The 19,883-nt window shown below is 71.4% G+C and carries 17 protein-coding genes; 5 read left to right on the top strand and 12 right to left on the bottom strand.

Annotated features, from left to right (window positions below):
* Positions 1–61: 61 nt before the first annotated feature.
* Positions 62–1,297 (bottom strand): winged helix DNA-binding domain-containing protein, encoded by a 1,236-nt coding sequence (locus OG698_RS32265; RefSeq protein ID WP_406107194.1) that lies wholly within the window; start codon positions 1,295–1,297, stop codon positions 62–64.
* Positions 1,298–1,408: 111 nt separating this feature from the next.
* Here OG698_RS32265 and OG698_RS32270 point away from each other — a divergent pair, with 111 nt between their 5' ends.
* Both OG698_RS32270 and OG698_RS32275 read left to right on the top strand, forming a co-directional pair.
* Entirely contained in the window at positions 1,409–1,891 is a 483-nt protein-coding gene (locus tag OG698_RS32270; protein WP_406107196.1) for an FxLYD domain-containing protein, read from the top strand.
* Between the two features lie 37 nt (positions 1,892–1,928).
* Positions 1,929–3,269, top strand: a complete 1,341-nt coding sequence (locus tag OG698_RS32275) for a DUF2252 domain-containing protein (RefSeq protein ID WP_406107198.1) — start codon at positions 1,929–1,931, stop codon at positions 3,267–3,269.
* 64 nt (positions 3,270–3,333) lie between these two features.
* Here OG698_RS32275 and OG698_RS32280 read toward each other — a convergent pair whose 3' ends face one another.
* On the bottom strand, positions 3,334–3,861 hold the full coding sequence (locus tag OG698_RS32280; RefSeq protein ID WP_406107199.1) for a DUF1269 domain-containing protein: 528 nt from the start codon (positions 3,859–3,861) through the stop codon (positions 3,334–3,336).
* Between the two features lie 113 nt (positions 3,862–3,974).
* On the opposite strand from OG698_RS32280, the gene OG698_RS32285 reads away from it, so the two are divergent.
* Complete coding sequence (locus OG698_RS32285; protein WP_406107201.1) at positions 3,975–4,274, top strand: hypothetical protein; 300 nt, start codon at positions 3,975–3,977, stop codon at positions 4,272–4,274.
* A 281-nt stretch (positions 4,275–4,555) separates the two neighbouring features.
* Here OG698_RS32285 and glnA read toward each other — a convergent pair whose 3' ends face one another.
* Complete coding sequence (gene glnA, locus OG698_RS32290) at positions 4,556–5,965, bottom strand: type I glutamate--ammonia ligase (RefSeq protein WP_399968507.1); 1,410 nt, start codon at positions 5,963–5,965, stop codon at positions 4,556–4,558.
* Positions 5,966–6,154: 189 nt separating this feature from the next.
* Between glnA and OG698_RS32295 the strand changes: the two genes are divergently transcribed.
* On the top strand, positions 6,155–6,625 hold the full coding sequence (locus tag OG698_RS32295) for an RDD family protein (protein ID WP_406107202.1): 471 nt from the start codon (positions 6,155–6,157) through the stop codon (positions 6,623–6,625).
* A gap of 85 nt (positions 6,626–6,710) precedes the next feature.
* Here the strand turns inward: OG698_RS32295 and OG698_RS32300 are convergent, their stop codons facing one another.
* From OG698_RS32300 to lipB, 4 genes are all read right to left on the bottom strand, one after another.
* On the bottom strand, positions 6,711–7,412 hold the full coding sequence (locus OG698_RS32300; protein ID WP_406107204.1) for a DUF4191 domain-containing protein: 702 nt from the start codon (positions 7,410–7,412) through the stop codon (positions 6,711–6,713).
* Positions 7,413–7,442: 30 nt separating this feature from the next.
* Entirely contained in the window at positions 7,443–7,646 is a 204-nt protein-coding gene (locus OG698_RS32305) for a hypothetical protein (protein WP_100592115.1), read from the bottom strand.
* 260 nt (positions 7,647–7,906) lie between these two features.
* Positions 7,907–8,872 carry a lipoyl synthase gene (locus OG698_RS32310; protein WP_100592116.1) on the bottom strand — a complete coding sequence of 322 codons (966 nt, stop codon included), beginning with the start codon at positions 8,870–8,872 and terminating at the stop codon, positions 7,907–7,909.
* Between the two features lie 106 nt (positions 8,873–8,978).
* Complete coding sequence (gene lipB / locus OG698_RS32315; protein WP_406107205.1) at positions 8,979–9,809, bottom strand: lipoyl(octanoyl) transferase LipB; 831 nt, start codon at positions 9,807–9,809, stop codon at positions 8,979–8,981.
* Positions 9,810–10,242: 433 nt separating this feature from the next.
* Between lipB and OG698_RS32320 the strand changes: the two genes are divergently transcribed.
* Positions 10,243–11,733 (top strand): regulator, encoded by a 1,491-nt coding sequence (locus tag OG698_RS32320; RefSeq protein WP_406107206.1) that lies wholly within the window; start codon positions 10,243–10,245, stop codon positions 11,731–11,733.
* Positions 11,734–11,775: 42 nt separating this feature from the next.
* Here OG698_RS32320 and OG698_RS32325 read toward each other — a convergent pair whose 3' ends face one another.
* The 5 genes from OG698_RS32325 to OG698_RS32345 form a co-directional block, all read right to left on the bottom strand.
* Positions 11,776–14,034, bottom strand: a complete 2,259-nt coding sequence (locus tag OG698_RS32325) for an alpha-L-fucosidase (RefSeq protein ID WP_406107208.1) — start codon at positions 14,032–14,034, stop codon at positions 11,776–11,778.
* A complete protein-coding gene (locus tag OG698_RS32330) occupies positions 14,031–16,202 on the bottom strand; it encodes a family 20 glycosylhydrolase (RefSeq protein WP_406107210.1) in 2,172 nt (723 codons plus the stop codon). The genes OG698_RS32325 and OG698_RS32330 overlap by 4 nt, the downstream gene beginning before the upstream one ends.
* A gap of 322 nt (positions 16,203–16,524) precedes the next feature.
* Positions 16,525–17,874: an NAD(P)/FAD-dependent oxidoreductase gene (locus OG698_RS32335; protein ID WP_406107211.1), complete on the bottom strand. Its 1,350-nt coding sequence runs from the start codon at positions 17,872–17,874 to the stop codon at positions 16,525–16,527.
* A gap of 260 nt (positions 17,875–18,134) precedes the next feature.
* Complete coding sequence (locus tag OG698_RS32340; RefSeq protein WP_406107213.1) at positions 18,135–18,974, bottom strand: peptidoglycan recognition protein; 840 nt, start codon at positions 18,972–18,974, stop codon at positions 18,135–18,137.
* Between the two features lie 100 nt (positions 18,975–19,074).
* Positions 19,075–19,878 carry an SDR family NAD(P)-dependent oxidoreductase gene (locus OG698_RS32345; RefSeq protein ID WP_406107215.1) on the bottom strand — a complete coding sequence of 268 codons (804 nt, stop codon included), beginning with the start codon at positions 19,876–19,878 and terminating at the stop codon, positions 19,075–19,077.
* Positions 19,879–19,883 lie beyond the last annotated feature (5 nt).

Genomic DNA, 19,883 nt, shown 5'->3' on the forward strand with positions numbered 1-19,883 from the left:
AGCCACGTGCGCCGCCCACCCGTTGTCTTGCCCAACGGGCGGGCGGCGCACGTCAGTTCACTCACTTCCTGGCCGGGGCCGGGCCCGCCAGCTCCTTCTCCAGAGGAGTACGGAAGCGGGGGGTGACCCGCGCCTCGCCCACCCACTCCTGGAGCCGCGCGGCCGACGCCTCGACGGCGGCCGCGCCCTCCCGGCCGACGTCCGCGAGCAGCCGCCACCGGACGACGCCGTCCTTGCCCTGCGCCCACCCGCCGGCGATCCGCCCGTCCCACCACACGGTCGGGCCGATGTTGCCCGCCCCGTCGAAGAGCGGCGCGCGCAGCTCCGGCGGCAGATACCAGTCGCGCTGCTGCCAGCCCATCGGGCTCGGGTCGAGACCGGGGAGCAGGGCCGCCCACGGCTCGGTGTCGGCGGTGACCGGCTCGACGGCGTCGGGGAGCACGAACCCGGCTCCCTCGTCCAGCTCCACCTCGACCGCCCCGACGGCCGCGAGCGCCCTGCGTACGTCGGTGACCTTCCATCCCGTCCACCACTTCAGGTCGGCCTCCGTGGCCGGACCGCACGAGCCGAGCCAGTGCCGGAGCAGCTCCGACTGGGCCTCGGCCACGGGGAGTTCGGGGTGCGCGGGCATGAGCGCCCATCTGAACTGGCTGGACGTCCACGACCCGCGGGGCCGCCCGCGCACGACGCGCCCCTCCATGCCGAGGACCCGCAGCAGCCGCGTCGAGATCGACTGCCACGCCTCGTACTTCTTGCCCGGCGCGTACAGCAGCTGCGTACGCAACCGCGGCTCGTCCTCGGCGAGTTCCGCCGCGGTCGCCTCGCCGCGCGCCCCGATCGCCGCCAGCGTGCCCGCCTCGACGTCCGCGAGCCACGCCGCGTCGTGCTCGCTGCCCGCCTCCAGGTGCTTGACGAAGGAGGCGCGCTCCCGCGCGGCGACCGCCACACCCGTCGACGCGTGCACCACGGCCGTGAGAGTGGCGGGGAACACGAACACCGTGTGCCGCATGCCGTGCATCCGTACCAGGGAGCGGTCCGTATACAGGGCGCGCTCCACGTCGGCGACCGTCGTCGACGGGTCGCGCAGGCGCGCGCCCACCGCCAGATACACGGTGGCCGGGTCCGTGCCGTGCAGAGCCACGAGCGACCCGGCTACCTCCTCGGCGGAGCCGGCCCGCGCGGCGGGCGCGAGCCGCTGCCCGGCCGCGAGCCTGGCCCGCCGCTCCGGCGCTCCGATGTGCCGCCGCCGACCACTCACAAGGACCTCCCAGGGCTGTTCGTCCGGCCGTGCCCCCATCCTGCCCGGGCCCCCCGGGCCTCTTCACCTGTTTGCCGTACCCGGCATGCCGCCCGGGCCCCGGCCGCCTTCACTGAGGTGACGGCAGCGGAACGGGCAGCGGGAGGCGTGATGTCGGGACATGGCATACGGGGCGCGGGGGCCGGGCTGCTCGTGGCGGCGGTGCTGATCGCGGCGGCCGGCTGCTCGGACAGCGACACCAGCCCCTCCGACGCGGTGTCCAAGGCCGCGTCCGCCGCGTCGTCCGTGGCGTCCCGGGGCGGTGACGTGGTCGCCTCCGCCACCGCGAAGGCGCAGGAAGAACTGGACCGCGTCAAGGGCGGTGTGAACGCCAAGGGCGACATCGGCCTCGGCGACGTGGCGAAGGACGGCGACCGGATCACGGTCCCCGTCACCGCCACCAACAGCTCGGACTCCAAGGCGTCGTACGCGGTACAGGTCAACTTCCGCGACAGCGGCGGCAACCTCCTCGACACGGTTGTGGTCACGGTCGACGACGTGGACAAGGGCAAGTCCAAGAAGGCGACGGCCCGCAGCAACCGCACCCTCACCGGCGACGTGAAAGCGGACGTCGGCAGAGCGCTACGGCACTAGCCGTGACCGCCCCCGCAGGTCACGCCGACGGTGCCGCATGACCACCCCCCAAGCCCGGGCCGCCCTGGGCAGGGAAGCCCGCAAGCGCGCGTCACGCTCCTCGCACGGGGCGTGGATCCCCTCCGCCGACCGCGTCGACCCCGTCGTCGTACTGGAACGGCAGGCGGCAGACCGTGTCACCGAACTGCTGCCCATCCGGTACGGGCGGATGGCGGCCTCCCCGTTCGCGTTCCTGCGCGGCGCCGCCGCCGTCATGACCGGCGACCTGGCCACCCAGCGCGCCACCGGCCTCACCGTCCAGCTCTGCGGCGACGCCCACCTGTTGAACTTCGGCCTCTTCGCGTCGCCGGAACGGTCCCTGCTCTTCGACGTCAACGACTTCGACGAGACCAGCCCGGGCCCCTTCGAATGGGACGTGAAGCGGCTGGCCGCGAGCGTGGCCGTCGCCGCCCGCGACAACGGGCACACCGACACCCAGGCCCTCAGATCGGCCCGCGCGGCCGCCGCCGCGTACCGCACCTCGATGCGCCGGCTCTCCGGGATGGGCGAACTCGCCGTCTGGTACGAGCACATCAATGCGCACCAGTTGCTGCCCCTCATCCGCTCCGGCCGCAGCCGACGCCGCGTCCAGGCGACCCTTGCCCAGGCCACCCGCCGCACCAGCCTCCACGCGCTGGGCAAGCTCACCGAGGTCGTCGACGGGCGCCGCCGCATCATTCGGGACCCGCCGCTCCTCGAACCGGCGAGCACCCCCGACACGGCCACGGTGCGCAAACTGTTCGGCGACTACCGCTCCACCCTCGCCGAGGAACGCCGCCGCCTCCTCGACCGCTACCGCTTCGTCGAGGCCGCCCGCAAGGTCGTCGGCGTCGGCAGCGTCGGCACCCGCTGCTTCGTCGTGCTGCTCGAAGGGCGCGACGCCGACGACCCGCTGTTCCTCCAGATCAAGGAGGCCACCCGGTCCGTCATCGAGGAATACCAGCCGCACGGCCCGTATGTGCACCCGGGCCACCGCGTCGTCTCGGGCCAGCGACTGCTCCAGGCCTCCGGTGACATCTTCCTCGGCTGGATGACCGGCCCCCAGGGCCGCTCCTACTACTGGCGTCAGCTGCGCGACATGAAGGGCTCCGCCGACGTCGCAGGCCTCTGCCCGGACGAACTGCGCGCCTACGCCGAACTGTGCGGCACCGCACTGGCCCGCGCCCACGCCCGCTCGGGCGACCGCATCGCCATCTCCGGCTACCTCGGCCGCGCCGACATCTTCGACCGCGCTGTGGCCGACTTCGCGCTGTGCTACACCGACCAGAACGCCACCGACCACACGGCCCTGCGCAGGGCGGCGTCGGAGGGCCTGATCACGATCGCCCCGGGCATCTGAGAACGCCGGTACGGCCGCCCCCGGACGGGAGCGGCCGTACCAACAGGACCGTGCGGATGGATGTTCAGGCCTCCTTCGAGGCCTCCTCCTGTGCCGCCGCCTCACCCTTGGCCGCCTTCAGCGCCGCCCGCAACTGCTCCTCCTCCTCGTTGCTCAGCGAGGTCTGCACGAGCTGACCGCCGAACGACGCGATCTGGGGGATGACCTTGTCCGGGGAGGCCTGCTTCACCAGGACGAACAACGCGGCGGCACCGGGCTGAAGGTTCTGGCTCAGTTCCTTCATGAAGTCGTCGTTGATGCCGGTGTCGGTCGCGGCACCACCGGCGGCCCCAGCCGCGGCACCGACGGCCGCGCCGAGCAGGGGCACGAGGAAGAGCAGCCCGATGACACCGCCCCACAAGGCCCCGCCGGCCGCACCCGTCGCCGTGTGGTTCACGGCCTGATGCAGCTTGATCTTCCCGTCCTCGCGCCGCTCGACGACCACGATGTCCTCGAGTTCGACGAGGTGCTGCTTGGCCAGATCGAGCATTTTCTCGCGCACCTGATTGGCCGTGGCGAGGTCGTTGTAGGCGACGACGAACAGATTGCTCATACGGCACTCCTCGGAAGTCTGTGCAACTTCGCCCGAGTTTAAGAGTGTTTGTGGCAGTGCGCAGAACGAAGCCGCCCTTCCGCCGGAAGGCGACGGGCGCCAGGCTGCGGTCCATGAACAGCAACGGACAAGGCCTGCGCCGCCGACGACGAGTGGCACTCCTGATGAGCGGCTCCGGACTCCTTGTGGCAGGGCTGGCGCGGCTCTTCGAATCCGGCGCCGACTGGGACGTCCTGTGGTCCGCGCTGCTCGGAGCCGCCACGGCAGCCGCGATCGGCTTCCTGTTCCCCGCAGCCCTGTCCCCACCGCGAGCGGCAAAACGCCCTCTCCCCCCGCCCCCACCCCATCCCCCGCTCCCACCTCCGCACGTCCCGAACGCACAACAAAGGGCCGTCACCCCTCACCAGGAATGAAGTCCGGAAGGCGCGAGCGACTGATCGCCTGAGGTGGCGCGGTCGGCAGATTTACAGTCCCCCGTAGATGGGCCCATCCCGTCCGCATGTCGTGCAAGGAGCGTCTGGCGAAGGGCCGTTCCGAGGAGCCTTCGGCGCTCGGGCGGCGGGACCGCGCCCGTCGGGGCCTGAGCGGTACCCGCAGAAAGGCCGTCGGCCGTGCCTTCCGGAAGCGGAAGAGCACGGCCGACGGCCCACAGACGGCCCAGGAGAGCGGAAGCCCGCTCCGACCTGTGGCGTTCTTAGATGTCGAAGTAGAGCTCGAACTCGTGCGGGTGCGGGCGGAGCTGGATCGGGGCGATCTCGTTCGTGCGCTTGTAGTCGATCCACGTCTCGATCAGGTCGGGGGTGAAGACACCGCCGGCCAGAAGGTACTCGTGGTCCGCCTCGAGGGCGTCGAGGACCGCGGGGAGCGAGGTCGGGACCTGCTGGACGTTCGCGTGCTCCTCGGGAGCCAGCTCGTACAGGTCCTTGTCGATCGGCTCGGCCGGCTCGATCTTGTTCTTCACGCCGTCGAGGCCGGCCATCAGGAGGGCCGAGAAGGCGAGGTACGGGTTCGAGGACGGGTCCGGCGCGCGGAACTCGACGCGCTTGGCCTTCGGGTTCGAGCCCGTGATCGGGATGCGCATCGCGGCGGAGCGGTTGCGCTGCGAGTAGACCATGTTGACCGGCGCCTCGAAGCCCGGGACCAGGCGGTGGTACGAGTTCACCGTCGGGTTCGTGAAGGCGAGCAGCGACGGGGCGTGCTTCAGGATGCCGCCGATGTAGTAGCGCGCGATGTCCGAGAGGCCCGCGTAGCCCTGCTCGTCGTAGAAGAGCGGGTCGCCGTTCGCCCACAGGGACTGGTGGACGTGCATGCCCGAGCCGTTGTCACCGAAGATCGGCTTCGGCATGAAGGTCGCGGTCTTGTTGTTGCGCCACGCGACGTTCTTCACGATGTACTTGAAGAGCATCAGGTCGTCGGCCGCGGCGAGCAGCGTGTTGAACTTGTAGTTGATCTCCGCCTGGCCGGCCGTGCCGACCTCGTGGTGCTGGCGCTCGACCTGGAGGCCGTTCTTGTCCAGCTCGAGGGAGATCTCCGCGCGCAGGTCGGCGAAGTGGTCGACCGGCGGGGTCGGGAAGTAACCGCCCTTGTAGCGGACCTTGTAGCCGCGGTTGTTCTCCTCCGAACCGGTGTTCCAGGCGCCGGCCTCGGAGTCGATCTCGTAGACCGAGCGGTTCGCGGAGGTCTCGAAGCGGACCGAGTCGAAGACGTAGAACTCGGCCTCGGGGCCGAAGTACGCGGTGTCGGCGATGCCGGTGGAGGCCAGGTACGCCTCGGCCTTCTTCGCGACGTTACGCGGGTCACGGGAGTACTGCTCGCCCGTGATCGGGTCGTGGATGAAGAAGTTGATGTTGACCGTCTTGTCGCGGCGGAAGGGGTCGACGCGCGCGGTGGACAGGTCGGCGCGGAGCGCCATGTCGGACTCGTGGATGGCCTGGAAACCCCGGATCGAGGATCCGTCGAAGGCCAGCTCCTCGGTGGGGTCGAACGCCGCGGCCGGCACCGTGAAGTGCTGCATCACACCCGGCAGGTCGCAGAACCGGACGTCGACGAACTTGACGTCCTCGTCCGCGATGAACTTCTTGGCGTCATCGGCGTTCTGGAACATCCAACTCCTCCTACTCCCACCCGGGGAGGGGCGGGGTTGCAGCTCGGTGGTGCGGCCAGTGCGGTGGCACACGCTGGGACCCGACCATAGGGACGGGGGATTTCTCAAGCATGACCCATTTGTTTCGCCGAAGTTAACCGGCGCGGGGGCCGGAGCGGGCCGGGTGGCCGAGCGCAGTACCGTGGACGGGTGGACAACAGGCAAGCAATCGGATCGTGGCTCTCCGGGCCGCGCGCGGCCGCGGAGGACGCGGGTGTCGAGTTCGGGTACCGCGGTGAGCAGCTGGGGCTGCCCGAGCAGGGGCCGGGCTCCATCGCCCGCCCCGGCAGGCGCATGGCCGCCCTCGCCATCGACTGGGCCCTGTGCATGCTGATCGCATACGGGCTCCTCACACACGGCTACAACCAGGCGACGGGGAACTGGGCCCTCGGGATCTTCTTCGTCCTCGGCCTGCTCACCGTCGGCACGGTCGGCTTCACGCCGGGCAAGCGGATCATGGGGCTGCGCGTCGTCGCGCAGGACGGCTCCGGCCGCCTCGGCCTCGGCCGCGTCCTGCTCCGCACGCTGCTCCTGTGCGTCGCCGTCCCCGCCCTGATCTGGGACCGTGACGGCCGCGGCCTGCACGACCGCCTCGCCCGCGCGGTCCAGGTCCGCGCCTGACACCAGCCCCCGCCACGACGCCCTACTACGACGATGAGGCCCCGGAACCGATCGGTTCCGGGGCCTCATCGTCGTAGTAGAAGGGTCAGCGGGCCTTGCCGCCACCGCGCGGCATCCGCATGCCCTTGGGCATCGGGCCCTTGGGGAGCGGCATGTTGCTCATCAGGTCGCCCATCGCCCGGAGGCGGTCGTTGGTCGTCGTGACCTGCGGGCCCGTGAGAACGCGGGGGAGCTTGAGCATCGTCGTGCGGAGCTTCTTGAGCGGCACCTGGCCCTCGCCGTTACCGACGAGGATGTCGTTGACCGGCACGTCGGAGACGATGCGGGCCATCTTGCGCTTCTCGGCCGCCAGCAGCGTCTTCACCCGGTTCGGGTTGCCCTCGGCGACCAGGACGATGCCTGCCTTGCCGACCGCCCGGTGGACGACGTCCTGGCTGCGGTTCATCGCCACGGCCGGGGTCGTGGTCCAGCCACGGCCGATGTTGTCGAGTACCGCGGCAGCCGCGCCGGGCTGGCCCTCCATCTGCCCGAAGGCTGCTCGCTCGGCACGGCGTCCGAAGACGATCGCCATCGCGAGGAAGGCGAGCAGGAAGCCGAGAATTCCGAGATATACCGGGTGACCGATCAAGAATCCGATCGCGAGGAACACACCAAAGGTGACGATTCCCACAGCCGCGAGTACAAGAGCGATCATCGGATCGGCCTTGCGGGTCATCTTAAAGGTCAGAGCGATCTGCTTGAGTCGCCCGGGGTTCGCAGCGTCCGCTGCGGTTTCCTTCCTCGCCATGCCTTGAAGTCTACGTGTCCGGGCAAGTGGCTACGACGTGCGGGCGGCCACAGCCTCCTCGAGCACCCGCTGAGCCTCCACCCGGTCCTTGGCGCGGCGGCGGTCCTCGAGCACGGAGGTCCAGGCGTTGCGGCGTGCGGTGCGCTGTCCGCTGCTCATGAGCAGCGACTCGACCGCGCGCAGGGCGTCGGTGAAGGTCGGGATGGCGGTGGCGCGTACGGGCGCGGCCTGCATTGGGAGGTCCCCCTCGGGAGCGGCTCTGACTAAGGGTGTACGTGGCGTGAGTACAGCGTCACTGTTTGGTGTTACCAGGGCGTGACCGAAGGGTCAAACGCCTATGAAGCCTTGATGGGGGAGGGCCGAACGATGACGCGGCCCTGACGGTGCCCCCCATCTGCGGGGACTGTCAGGGCCGCGTTCTCTCGGCCATTACTGGCCGGTAGCTGCTTGTGCGTGATTTCACACGGCTGGCGGGCCGTGCGGGTGCGAGTGGATCAGACCGCCTGCGAGGCCACGTACGCGCCGCGCTTCTCGACCGCCATCTGGTAGAGGCGTCCGGCGCGGTACGAGGAGCGGACCAGCGGGCCGGACATGACGCCGGAGAAGCCGATCTGCTCGGCCTCCTCCTTCAGCTCCACGAACTCGGCCGGCTTCACCCAGCGCTCGACGGGGTGGTGCCGCGGCGTCGGACGCAGGTACTGGGTGATGGTGATGAGCTCGGTGCCCGCCTCGTGCAGCTGGCGCAGCGCCTCGCTGACCTCGGCGCGCTCCTCGCCCATGCCCAGGATCAGGTTGGACTTGGTGACCAGGCCGGCCTCGCGGGCCTTCGTGATGACCTCGAGGGAGCGCTCGTACCGGAAGCCGGGGCGGATCCGCTTGAAGATGCGCGGCACCGTCTCGACGTTGTGCCCGAGAACCTCGGGGCGGGACGAGAAGACCTCGGCCAGCTGGTCCGGGTCGGCGTTGAAGTCGGGGATGAGCAGCTCGACCTTGGTGTAGCCCTCGGCGCGCTCCGCCGTCATGGCGTGGATCTGGCGCACGGTCTCCGCGTACAGCCAGGCGCCGCCGTCCTCCAGGTCGTCGCGCGCGACGCCGGTGATCGTGGCGTAGTTCAGGTCCATCGTGACGACGGACTCGCCGACGCGGCGGGGCTCGTCACGGTCCAGCGCCTCGGGCTTGCCCGTGTCGATCTGGCAGAAGTCGCAGCGCCGCGTGCACTGGTCGCCGCCGATGAGGAAGGTGGCCTCGCGGTCTTCCCAGCACTCGTAGATGTTCGGACAGCCTGCCTCCTGGCAGACCGTGTGCAGGCCCTCGCTCTTCACGAGGCCCTGCATCTTCGTGTACTCGGGACCCATTTTCGCCCGGGTCTTGATCCACTCGGGCTTGCGCTCGATGGGGGTCTGGCTGTTGCGGACCTCCAGGCGCAGCATCTTGCGTCCGTCGGGTGCGACTGCGGACACGACCGGCTCCCTACAGCTTTGATTCTTCGGCGTACCTCAGGGTACGCCCGTGGTCTTGATGGGCTTTACGTGTGGCCAACCTCTGGCCTTCGGGGTGCATTCCCGCTCAGGCGGTGGCCTTGTCGGGTTCCTGCTCGGGCGCCTTCTCGATGACGCGCGGGGCGAGGGCCGCGTTCTCCAGGACGTCGCGCAGGTGGCGCTCGACGACCGGCAGTACCTCGTCGATCGTGACGTCGCGGCCCAGCTCGTACGAGAGCGAGGTGACGCCAGCGTCGCGGATGCCGCAGGGGATGATCTTGTCGAAGTTCGAGGTGTCCGGATTCACGTTCAGCGCGAAGCCGTGCATCGTGACGCCCTTGGCGACGCGGATGCCCATGGCGCAGATCTTGCGGTCTTCGCGGCGCTGGCCCGCGTTCGAGGGCGCGTACTCCGGGCCGTTGAGACGGGGGTCGAACTCGGAGTCGTTCACCCGGGGGTCGAAGTCCAGGGACAGGCCGCCGAGCTCGGGGCGCTCCTCGGCCGCGTCCTTGGCGTCTCCGAGCACCCACACACCGGCCCGGCCCTCCACGCGGGACGTCTCCACGCCGAACTCGGCGCAGACCGCGATCATCGCGTCTTCGAGGCGGCGCAGGTGCGCGACCACGTCCACGGGGCGCGGCAGCTTCTGGATCGGGTAGCCGACGAGCTGGCCCGGGCCGTGCCAGGTGATCTTGCCGCCCCGGTCCACGTCCACGACGGGGGTGCCGTCCAGCGGGCGCTCCTCGGGCGCGGTGCGGCGGCCCGCGGTGTAGACCGGCGGGTGTTCGAGAAGCAGGCAGGTGTCGGGGGCCTCGTCGGCGAAACGGGCGGCGTGCACACGGCGCTGCTCGTCCCAGGCGTCCTGGTAGTCGACCGAGTCCGCTCCGAAACCCAAGCGGACGAACCGCAACTCATTCACGGTCAGTGCCTCCCTAGAACCTTCAGCGTGCACATATCGCGCTCCGCCACTGTACGACCAGGGCCTCCGCGCCAGCCGTTCGGGCAATCCTCACACGATCGGATGAAAGGGGGTGCCTGCTGGTCTGATCAAGGGAACCCGTGCGCGCTGCGTGATAGCTTCGGCGCCGTCCGTGAGCGAGGAGCCGCTTGTGGACCTACCGCCGGGCGGGCGGGAAGTCAGGCTTGTGGAGGCTGTGTAAGGCCGGACTCCGGTCCGGCAGAGCCTGTGAAGCAGGAACCCACCGAGGTCCCGTGCGAGCGGGGCGGCAGGAGTTCTCCGCTTGCGGGGAAGGACGTCCAATTCGCGCCGTTCCATGTGGGAGCAGTGCAGAGGGGGGCGCACCATGGCCCCCCTCTACGGCTTCCTAGGGCCCGGAAGGCAATCGCACAGCATGACGGAACGACCTCCGCAGCGCACGCCCAACCGCCAGCTATCCGCGCTCATCGCGGAGGCGGGGTTCTCCAATGCCGGCCTCGCCCGCCGCGTCGATCAGCTGGGTCTGGAGCACGGTCTCGACCTGCGCTACGACAAGACATCCGTGACGCGCTGGCTGCGCGGCCAGCAGCCCCGCGGCACCACACCCGCACTGATCGCCGAGGTGTTCACCCGGCGCCTGGGACGCCGGCTCTCCGCCCAGGACCTGGGGCTCGACGCCTGCTCCCCGGTCTACGCGGGCCTGGAGTTCGCCGCCTCGCCCGAGGAGGCCGTCGACATCGTGAGCGGCCTGTGGCGCAAGGACTCGGGCAGCCATGCCGAACTCCGCAAGATCGCTTTCACCCCGGCGGGGCTAGTCGTGCCGAGCCGGGACTGGCTGATCGGACGGGCCGACGACCGCGTCGCCCACGGGGACCACGGCGGTCCCGGCGGCGTACGGATCCCTGTCCAGGGACGGGCTCCCGCCAAGCTCACCACCGGGCTCGAACCGGGACCGCCCCCCTTGCCCCGGCAGCGCGGCCACGCCGAGCGCGGGCCCGGCCAGCGCGTCACCGCCGGAGACATCGCGGCCCTGCGCTCCGTCGGCGAACTCTTCCGCTCTCTCGACCAGGCGTACGGCGGAGGCCACGCCCGCCAGGCACTCGTGCGCTACCTGGAGCACGAGGCCGAGCCGATGCTGCGGGGCACCTACGGGGAGCAGATCGGCCGGCGGCTCTTCGCGGCCACCGCCGATCTGACCCGGCTCGCCGGCTGGACCTCGTACGACATCGCCGCGCACGGGCTCGCGCAGCGGTACTTCGTGCAGGCGCTGCGGCTCTCGCAGGCGGCGGGGGACAGGATGTACGGGTCGTACGTCCTGGTCACGATGAGCCGCCAGGCCGTCTATCTCGGGCACGGGCGCGAGGCCGTCCAACTGGCGCGGGTCGCGCAGCAGGGCGTGGGCTCCTCGGCGCCGCCCGCCGTGCAGGCGCTGCTGCACGCGGCCGAGGCGCGCGGGCACGGCGTGCTCGGCGAGGTGCGCGCGTGCACGGCGTCGCTGGTGCGGGCCGAGCGGGCGCTGGAGGCGGTGCGGACCGGGGACGACGTGCCGCACTGGGCGCGGTTCTTCGACGAGGCGCAGCTGGCCGACGAGTTCGGGCACTGCCACCGGGATCTCCAGCAGTACCGCGCGGCCGCCCAGCACGCGGAGCGCTCGCTCCAGCTGCGGGCGCCCGGGTTCGCGCGCAGCAGGCTGTTCTGCCGGGTGGTGCTCGCCTCCGCGCGGCTCGGGCTCGGCGAGCTGGACCAGGCGTGCACACTCGGTGCCGAGGCCGCGCAGGCCGCGTCCGAGATGCGCTCCGTGCGGGCGCACGAGTACGTGCGGGAGTTCGAGCGCCGCCTGGAGCCCTACCGCGACGCGGCCCCGGTACGCGGATACCGGGACCGCATCGCCGCCCTCAGCCACTGACGGGACGGGGGTGGTGCGCATCCGCACCTGCCCGCCGGTCGACTACGGCTGAGCGCTCCCGCGCACCTGCACCTCCGCCAGGGACAGCGGGTCGGCCGCGGACTCCAGCTGTACGCGCACATAGCGGCCCGTCGTCCCGGACGGCAGCGCCACGTTGGACGGCTTGCCCGCCTGATCCGCGACCCGTACGGCCGTCACGCCGGGGCTCCTGCGGGCCTCGTCGAGACTGTCCGCGGTGATCGGGGAGTCCGAGGTGAGGACCCAGAAGTCGGACAGGCGCTCGGCGCAGCAGTCGGTGCGGTTCCAGATGTCGACGCTGCTCAGATCGGCCTTCGCGCCGAGGTCGACCTGCCACCACGCCTGGTTCGAGGGCTCCGCTGTGTGGCTGACGGAACCCGCGCCGAATGTGCCGTCCGTGTTGCCGTCGACGGCACGCGAGGCCGGGGCGTCCCAGGCGGTGGACTTCTGCGTGGCGCTCTTGCCGAGCGCCAGGTTCTCCGCGGCGACCGTCACCTTCACGGTCGTGGTGACCGTCATCCCCGCGTGCCGCAGGGTGATCGGCAGCTCGTACGAGCCGGGCTTCGCGGACCGCGGCGGGGTCACCTTGAACGGCACCTCGGCGGAGGCGCCGGGGCCCTGCGGCGGAACGCCGGCCGCCTTCGGGGTCACCGTCCACCCGTCCGGGGCGCCGATGGTCACCTGGGTGCCGGGCGCCTTCTTGCGGGAGGTGTTGGTGACGGTGAGCGTGCCGTCGGCGGTGCGGCCGGGGTTCAGCTCCTTCGGCAGTTCGGTGCGGGTGCGGGCCAGACTGTGCACGCCCGGGGTCTCGATCTTGAAGACGTAGGCGTACTTGCCGGTCTCGGCGGGGGTGTCCACCACGACCCGGCCCCGGTCGTCCTTGTGCCACGTGAGCGGTCCCGCGTCCGAGCCGAGCAGGGAGATGCGCGTGCCCTTCCTCACCGGGGTGTCGGCGCCGAGCGTCAGCTGTTCGCCGGGCCATTTCAGAGCGGTGGCGTACAGGGCGCCGTCCTTGACCGTGTAGCGGACGGTGTCGTCGGAGGTCGGCTCCTCGGCGTGGTGCCAGTACGTGGTGCCGTACACGGCCTCGCCGTTGGTCTTCAGCCAGGCGCCGATGTCCATCAGGCGCTGCTGCTGGAGCTCGGGGATCGTGCCGTCCCCACGCGGCCCGACGTCGAGCAGCAGGTTGCCGTTCTTGCTGACGATGTCGCTGAGCGAGTCGACGAGCTGGTCGGAGGTGAGGTAGTCCTCCTCCGGCTCGTTCTGGTTGTAGCCGTAGGAGTGCGCGATGCCGCGGCTGGCCTCCCACTTGTTCGGGTCGATCTCCGACTTGACCGTGTACTCGGGGGTCTGGAAGTCGAGTTCGGTGGAGTCGAGGGCGCCCGTGTCGATCTTGCAGCGGTTGGCGACCGCCACCTCCTTCGGGTGCTTCCGGTTCTTCGCCCGGTTGTAGTAGTCGGCGAGGACGGGGGCGGTCTTCCAGTAGGACGCGGGCTTCTCCCACTGCCCGTCGCACCACAGCAGGTCCGGGTCGTACTGGTCGATCAGCTCCCGCATCTGGGGCGCCATGTAGTCGGCCACGTAGTCCTTGACCGCGGGCGCCCCGGTGTACGGGACGGGGGTGCCCGTGTACGGGTTGGTGACCGGGTGGCCGGTGTACGACGGGTTGTTCCACTCGTAGAGCGAGTAGTAGAAGCCGGCCTTGAGGCCCTTCTCCTTGCGCGCCGCCTTGAACAGGTCGCCCGCCAGGTCGCGGTGCGGCCCCAGGTCGACGGTGTCGCGCCCGCTGACCTTCGAGTCCCACAGGGCCACGCCCTCGTGGTGCTTGGACGTCAGCACGAAGTACTTGGCGCCGGCGTCCTTGAAGAGCTTCACCCAGGCGTCGGGGTCGTACTTCTGAGCCTTCCACTGCCCGATGAAGTCGTCGTAGTTCGCGGCAGTGCCGTACGTGTCCTTGTGGTGCTGGTTGGCGGGGCTGCCCGCGTCGTTCATGTACGCCCAGTACCACTCGGCGTAGCTGCCGCGCGGGCCCCAGGCGGGCACGGAGTACGCGCCCCAGTGGATGAAGATGCCGAACTTGTCGTCGTCGAACCAGCTCGGCGTCGGATGGCTGTTGAGGGAGTCGAGCGTGGGCTCGTAGTCCTTGGCCGGGGGTGCGTCCTGGGCGGCCGCGGGGCCGCCCGTCGCGGGCAGGCCGAGCAGCGCGGTGCAGGCTGCCGCGAGAACGGCGGAGGAGGCGCGGCGCCGGGCGTTTCGCGCGGGGCGTGGTCTGAGGCGTGTCACTTGGTGTCCTTCCGGGACAGGTCGGCGATCTGGTCGGCCGTCAACGGCTCGTCCCAGGTGGTGAGTTCGTCGAGGTCGCCACGGAGGCTCACCTTCTCCGTGCCGATCGAGCGCAGGGGCAGGGGGATCGACGCGTCGACCGTGCCGACCCGCTCCCCGTCCGCGTAGAGCGTGGTGTGGCCCGGGGTCGCCACCCAGGTGAGCCGGGTCCAGCGGTCCAGCGGCAGCGTGTGGTCGAAGCTGAGGTCGGCCGAGCCGTACCGGGTGAAGCCGACCTTGCCCGTGCCGTACTGCATGAGCTTGAGCGCGCCCGCCTTCGAGCTGAGCAGGACCTGGTCCGCGGTGCGGGCCGTGGGGCGGACCTGCACCGACACCGTCCACGGCTCGGCGACGTCCATGCCGCCGAAGCCGACACCGTCCCGGTCCGAGTCGAAGCGCCACGCCTGCCCGCGCACGCCGTCGGTCACCGGCGCCGGGTTGTTGATGATGTACGACGTGCCCGGCAGGTCACCCGCCGTGTCCTCGGCGAAGATCGTGTTGCCGGGGCTGCCCGCGTACGTCCAGCCCTTCGGGTACGCGGCCGGGTCGAAGGTCCAGTGATGGCTCGGCCGGCCGTCGTTCACCCGCGGCTTCACGGGCGTGGGTGTGATGCCGGGCGGGTCGCCGACGAGAGCCGCGCGGGCCCGGAAGTCGGCCAGGGTGTCCGGGGTCGCCGTGCCGTTCCAGGCGCGGTCCGCGAGGATCGCCCGGGCGCCGGCCATCGACTGCTCGAAGTACGCGTCGTCGGCCCAGAAGTTGTAGTCGGCCCAGTTGGTCAGGCCGGAGCCGAGCATGTCGGGCGCCGTGCTGACGGTCCAGCTGTCGTACATCCAGGGCTCGTTCGGGTACAGGTGGTGGTAGTTGTTCGGGGTGTCGTAGAACGGGCCGATGGCGATCTCGTCGTGGCCCGGCACGGCGGGCTCGGCGCCCGTGCCCTCCCAGGTGATGAAGACGACCGGGCCGTGGACGGTCTGCTGGGGCGCGGCCAGGTGCTCGGAGCCGTTGTAGACGGCGGTGCGCTTGCCGTGCGAGGCGATCACATCGTCCAGGGTGTTGATGTACCGGTTCAGGAGGTCGCCGAGCGTCGACACGTCGGGAGAGGCGGCCAAGTAGTCCTGCACGCGGGGGCAGTCGGCGAGCTGGCCCGGCACCTCCTCGCCGCCGATAGAGAACAGCGGCGCGTCGAACCAGCCGGCGAACTCGTCGACGATCTGCTTCGTCTTCGCCACCGCCTTCTCGCTGGTCATGTCGATGATCCAGTCGGGTGTGAGGTGCGAGTGCGTGTGCGCGGCCGTGCAGGGGTTCGTCCCCGCGCCGAAGCCGATGCCGAACGCGTCGCTGATCGCCGTCGCGTGGCCGGGGATCTCCAGGCCCGGCATCAGCTGTACGTGGTGGCGGGCCGCGAAGGACTTGAGGTGCTCGATGTCGGCGCGGCTGTAGCTGTGGTCGGGGTCCGCGAGGCCCGGGAACTTCGGGCTGTACAGGCGGAAGCCCTCCGACTCGGAGAGGTGCAGCATGAGCGTGTTCAGCTTCTGGTCGCCCATCCTGCGGATCAGGTTCTCCAGGTACGGGATCTTCCAGTACTTGCGGCCCGCGTCGAGGTGGACCATGCGGATCGCCTGTGTGGGGACGTCGGTGGCACGGGCCCGGGGGAGCGTGCGGTGCTCGTCGTCCGTGGAGCGCAGGAGCTGGAGCAGGGTGCGGGTGCCGTAGAAGAGGCCGTGTGTGGAGGCGGCCCGGATGCGGACGGCGCCGTCCGAGCTGTCGAACCGGTAGCCCTCGGCGCCGAGTTCGCGGTCGTCGGCGAGGCCGAGGACGATGTCGCCGGGCCCGGCGTGGGCCACGTCGCTCGCGATGCGCGGCTCGATGCCGGATACCTGATCGATTTCCGTGCGCAGCTGGGCGGCGAGCTGCTGCACGCTCTGGCGGGCGGGGCCGGGGAACTCGGCGCGGCCGGACGGCTCGGACGTCTCGGCGCGGGCGCGCGGGTCGACCAGGACACGGGTGCGGTGGGTGATCGCGACCGTGCCGCCGAGGGACGTCCAGTCGGTGGGGCGGGGGACCACGGACGGCTGCCCGGCGAGCGGTTCGGGGGACTGCTCCTCCGGCTGGGCTGCTGATGACGGCACGACAGCTCCGATGAATCCGGTGACAAGGGCTAGGACGAACAGCAGGGCTGACGCCGTTCTTCGCACTGCGGCCTCCAGGGACAAGGGTGCGGACGTGGGGACCGTAAAGGGGAGTTGTTGTGGTGGCAAGAGTGCGCGTGGGGGAAATGAGGGCGCCCGCCTCCGGAATGTGCCACGGAGACGAGCGCGTATGGGGACCCGTAGAGGTCGGATGTGTGGTGAGGGCGGCTGGGGGTTCCCTGTCGCTGAGCTGTGGTGGGGCCGTGGTGGGGCTGTGCTGTGCCTGTGCAGTTCGGGGCGTACGGTCGGCCCTGCGGGTCGGTCAGGCCGCGGCCGGCACCGTGCCCGCCGTCGGGGCCAGTTGGACGCCCAGGTCCGTGAGGATCGCGCGCGCGGCGCGGCGGCCCGAGTGGAGGGCGCCCTGCACCGTGCTCGTGCCGCGGTGGTCGCCGCACACGTAGAGCCCGTGAAGGAGCCGCACCGGGCGGCGCAGGTCGTGCGGGGCCGGCATCGCGGGCACCGCCTCCGGGTCGTGGTGGACCGCGAGGGTCTCCCAGTCCGAGGTCGACGTGCCGTAGAGGGCTGCCAGTTGGGCCCGCAGCTCCCGCTCGGGCGGCGGTGGGCCGAGGACAGTGGAGGAGACCAGCGCTCGGCCGGCCGGGGCGCGCGTCGGGTCGACCTGGCTGATCACCGCGGAGTACGCGACGGGGCCGAGCCGGTCGGCGTCGAGGAGCAGCGCCGGGTCGGTGAGCGGCGGCTCGGGGACCGCGTGGTGGACGACGGTGACGGGGTGGAAGTCCGGCACCCGCAGCCCCGGGAGCAGCCCGGCCGCGGCACGTGCCCCGGTCGCCAACAGTGTTGCCCGGCACCGGAGTTCACCGTGTTCCTCGGTCGTCACCGAATTCGCGGAGATGGCCCTGACGTGCACGCCGGTGCGGACCGTGCCCGGCGGGAGCCCGGCGGCGAGCAGCTCGGGCAGCGCGTCGGCGCCGCCCTCGGGGACGCAGAGGCGGCCGCGCGCGTAGGCGAGCAGGGCGAGGTCGGCGCACCGGCTCGACGAGGTCAGGTCCGGGTCGCACAGGAGCGCCGACAGGAGGGGGCGCACAAACCCGTCGAGGGTGCGGGCCGGCAGTCCGCGGCCCATCAGGGCGTCGGCGGCGGGGAGTTCGGGGCGCGCGAGCAGACGGGGGACCGGTGTCCCGGCGAGGCGGGCCAGGGACCTGGCGAGCCGGGCGTGGTCGAGGGGGCTGCCGAGCGGGGCGGTCGGGCGCGGGCTCCTGGCTGCGGCGCGGGGACGGGGCACCCTGGGGGCGCTCGCGAGGGCGCGCGCCGTCGTGAGTGCGCCCACTGCGCGCCGTGTGCCGGGGAGCTCCCCGGCGCGATGGCGGCGGCCGTCGCTGTGCACCAGGACCCCGGGCGAGAAGGGGCGCAGGACGAGGGCGTCGAGGCCCGGGGTGCGGCGCAGTTCGGGGTACGAGGTGCACAGGAGTCGGCCGATCCGGTCGAGCCGGAACCCGTCGACCTTCTCGGTGGACATGCGGCCGCCCACACAGGGGCCGGCCTCCAGGACCAGGGTGGGAACGCCCGCCCTGGTCAGGCGGTGGGCGGCCAGGAGTCCCGCGACCCCGGCTCCCACGATGACGACGTCCGCGTGCTGTGCGGGCTCAGGCACGTGCGCCTCCCTGGCGGTTGTGCGGCTGGTGGGAGCCGTCGCACGTACCCCGGCCCGTCAGGCCGGCGCACGCAGGCGGGCTCCGAAGGCGTCCTACCCCCCGGCGAACCCGCGTACGGCTCCGAACACCCGGGCTGTACCCGAGTCCGTCGAGGGTAGGTCCGGGCCCCGGCCGAGGGAGTCGCGCGTAGCCCGGGCACGGTCGCACGGGGGGCGCCCGGAGCCGCCGGACGCGAGCCCGGCCTGATCCGGACGAAGCCCTACCGCCCCTGGAGCGCCGCCGCCCGCTGCCTGATCTCCGGGAGCGCGGCCATCAGGGCCTGGCCCGGGCAGTACGTCTCGTACTCGTCCCGGTGCGCGGCGATGGCGTTGAACTCGGTCGTCCTGCCCTTGGGGAAGCGGCTGAGGCTGTTCGTCGAGGTGAGGCGGACGCGGGAGCGCGGGTCGACGTTCGCGAGGCTCAGCTTCCAGGCGGAGAGCGCCGCGATGGACTTCACCATGGCAGGGGGCACCGGGGTGCCCGCGGTGAAGGTGCCGATGGCGGCGATGCCCGCCGTGCCCTGGTTGAAGCCCTGGGCGTGCGCCCCCACGACCGCCTTGCCGACGCCGCCCGCCCGGCCCTCGTAGATCGTTCCGCACTTGTCGACGAGGAAGTTGTAGCCGATGTCGTCCCAGTTCCGGCCGCCCGCCTGGCCCGTGTACAGATAGCGGATGATGCGGGGCGTGTCGGCGCAGTCGTAGGCGTTCGGCGAGTCCGTGTGGTGGATGAAGACTGCCGTGACGCGGTCGGCGTACCGGGCGGGCGGCCGGCGGTACGCGGCGTCAGCGAGCCAGTCGGCCCGTGGCACGATCCGGGGCAGCGCGGCGGTGTACCGGCGCGCCGGTACGGCGGCCAGCGACAGCACCGGCGGCCGGCGCACCGGTGCGGCGGCCGGCGACAGCACCGGCGCGGCCCGGTCGGCGGGGGTGAGGCCCGCCGCCCGGCCTGACTTCGCCGCTGAACCGCCGTTCCCGGGCCCGACGGTCACGGCACACATCAGCAGCAGACCGAGGGCCATGGCCCCCGGTACGCAGCACAACGGCATACGGAAGACGCGCATAGGTGACACTCTCCGCCGCGCGCCCGGGCCCCGCCCCGCACGCCGCGCCATACGAGTGATCGCGGGCCCCGCCGCAGACCGGACCCGCCTTCGACGCAGATCAGAAGTGCGTGCCGCCGTCGACCCTGACCTCCGTACCGGTGATGAACCTGCCGTCCTCCGAGCCGAGCATCGCCACGACGGACGCCACGCTCTCCGGCCCCGCGAAGCCCTGGCCTATCGCCGGCGCCAGCTTCATGAACAGGCTCATGTCGGCGTCCTCGGGCAGGCCGGGGCCGCTGCTCTGCCGGCTGACGCCGGAGCCGTCGGTCATGCCGGAGGAGATGGATCCGGGCTGCACGGCCGTGAACCGGATGCCCTGCTTGCTGTACTCGCTCGCCAGGGCGTGCGTCATGGACTGGATGCCGCCCTTGCTCGCCGCGTACGCCGCCATGTAGGGGTGGGCGAACGTGGCCGACGTCGAGCTGAAGTTGATGACGGCTGCCCCGTCGCCGGCGAGGAGCGCCGGGATCGACTCGCGGATCATCAGGAACGTGCCCGCCAGGTTGATCTGGAGCACCTGGTCGAAGTCGGCGAGCGACGTCTCGTGGGTGTGCGAGGAGCGCAGGATGCCGGCCGCGTTCACCAGCACGTCCAGGCCGCCGAGTGCCTCGACGGCGGTGGCGACGCCCGCGCGCACGGAGGCCTCGTCCGCGACGTTCACGACGACCGTGGTCAGCCGGTCCGCGCAGCCCGCGGCGGTCGCCTTCCCGACGGTGTCCTTCAGGCCCGCCTCGCTGACGTCGGCGGCGACCGCGCGGGCGCCCTCGGCGAGGACCCGCAGCACGGTGGCCTGGCCGATGCCGGAGCCACCGCCGGTGACGAGTACGCGGCGGCCTTCGTAGCGGTTCAGGTTCGGGCTCATGTGCT

The organism is Streptomyces sp. NBC_01003, from assembly GCF_045162695.1.
GTDB lineage: Bacteria > Actinomycetota > Actinomycetes > Streptomycetales > Streptomycetaceae > Streptomyces.

What these genes read in the sequence shown, in the direction of transcription:
- OG698_RS32275 (WP_406107198.1), top strand. Translation starts at nt 1,929, where the DNA reads ATGACCACCCCCCAAGCCCGGGCCGCCCTGGGCAGGGAAGCCCGCAAG.
- OG698_RS32305 (WP_100592115.1), bottom strand. Translation starts at nt 7,646, where the DNA reads ATGCAGGCCGCGCCCGTACGCGCCACCGCCATCCCGACCTTCACCGAC.
- OG698_RS32265 (WP_406107194.1), bottom strand. Translation starts at nt 1,297, where the DNA reads ATGGGGGCACGGCCGGACGAACAGCCCTGGGAGGTCCTTGTGAGTGGT.
- OG698_RS32285 (WP_406107201.1), top strand. Translation starts at nt 3,975, where the DNA reads ATGAACAGCAACGGACAAGGCCTGCGCCGCCGACGACGAGTGGCACTC.
- OG698_RS32300 (WP_406107204.1), bottom strand. Translation starts at nt 7,412, where the DNA reads ATGGCGAGGAAGGAAACCGCAGCGGACGCTGCGAACCCCGGGCGACTC.
- OG698_RS32320 (WP_406107206.1), top strand. Translation starts at nt 10,243, where the DNA reads ATGACGGAACGACCTCCGCAGCGCACGCCCAACCGCCAGCTATCCGCG.
- OG698_RS32345 (WP_406107215.1), bottom strand. Translation starts at nt 19,878, where the DNA reads ATGAGCCCGAACCTGAACCGCTACGAAGGCCGCCGCGTACTCGTCACC.
- glnA (WP_399968507.1), bottom strand. Translation starts at nt 5,965, where the DNA reads ATGTTCCAGAACGCCGATGACGCCAAGAAGTTCATCGCGGACGAGGAC.
- OG698_RS32340 (WP_406107213.1), bottom strand. Translation starts at nt 18,974, where the DNA reads ATGCGCGTCTTCCGTATGCCGTTGTGCTGCGTACCGGGGGCCATGGCC.
- OG698_RS32270 (WP_406107196.1), top strand. Translation starts at nt 1,409, where the DNA reads ATGTCGGGACATGGCATACGGGGCGCGGGGGCCGGGCTGCTCGTGGCG.
- OG698_RS32280 (WP_406107199.1), bottom strand. Translation starts at nt 3,861, where the DNA reads ATGAGCAATCTGTTCGTCGTCGCCTACAACGACCTCGCCACGGCCAAT.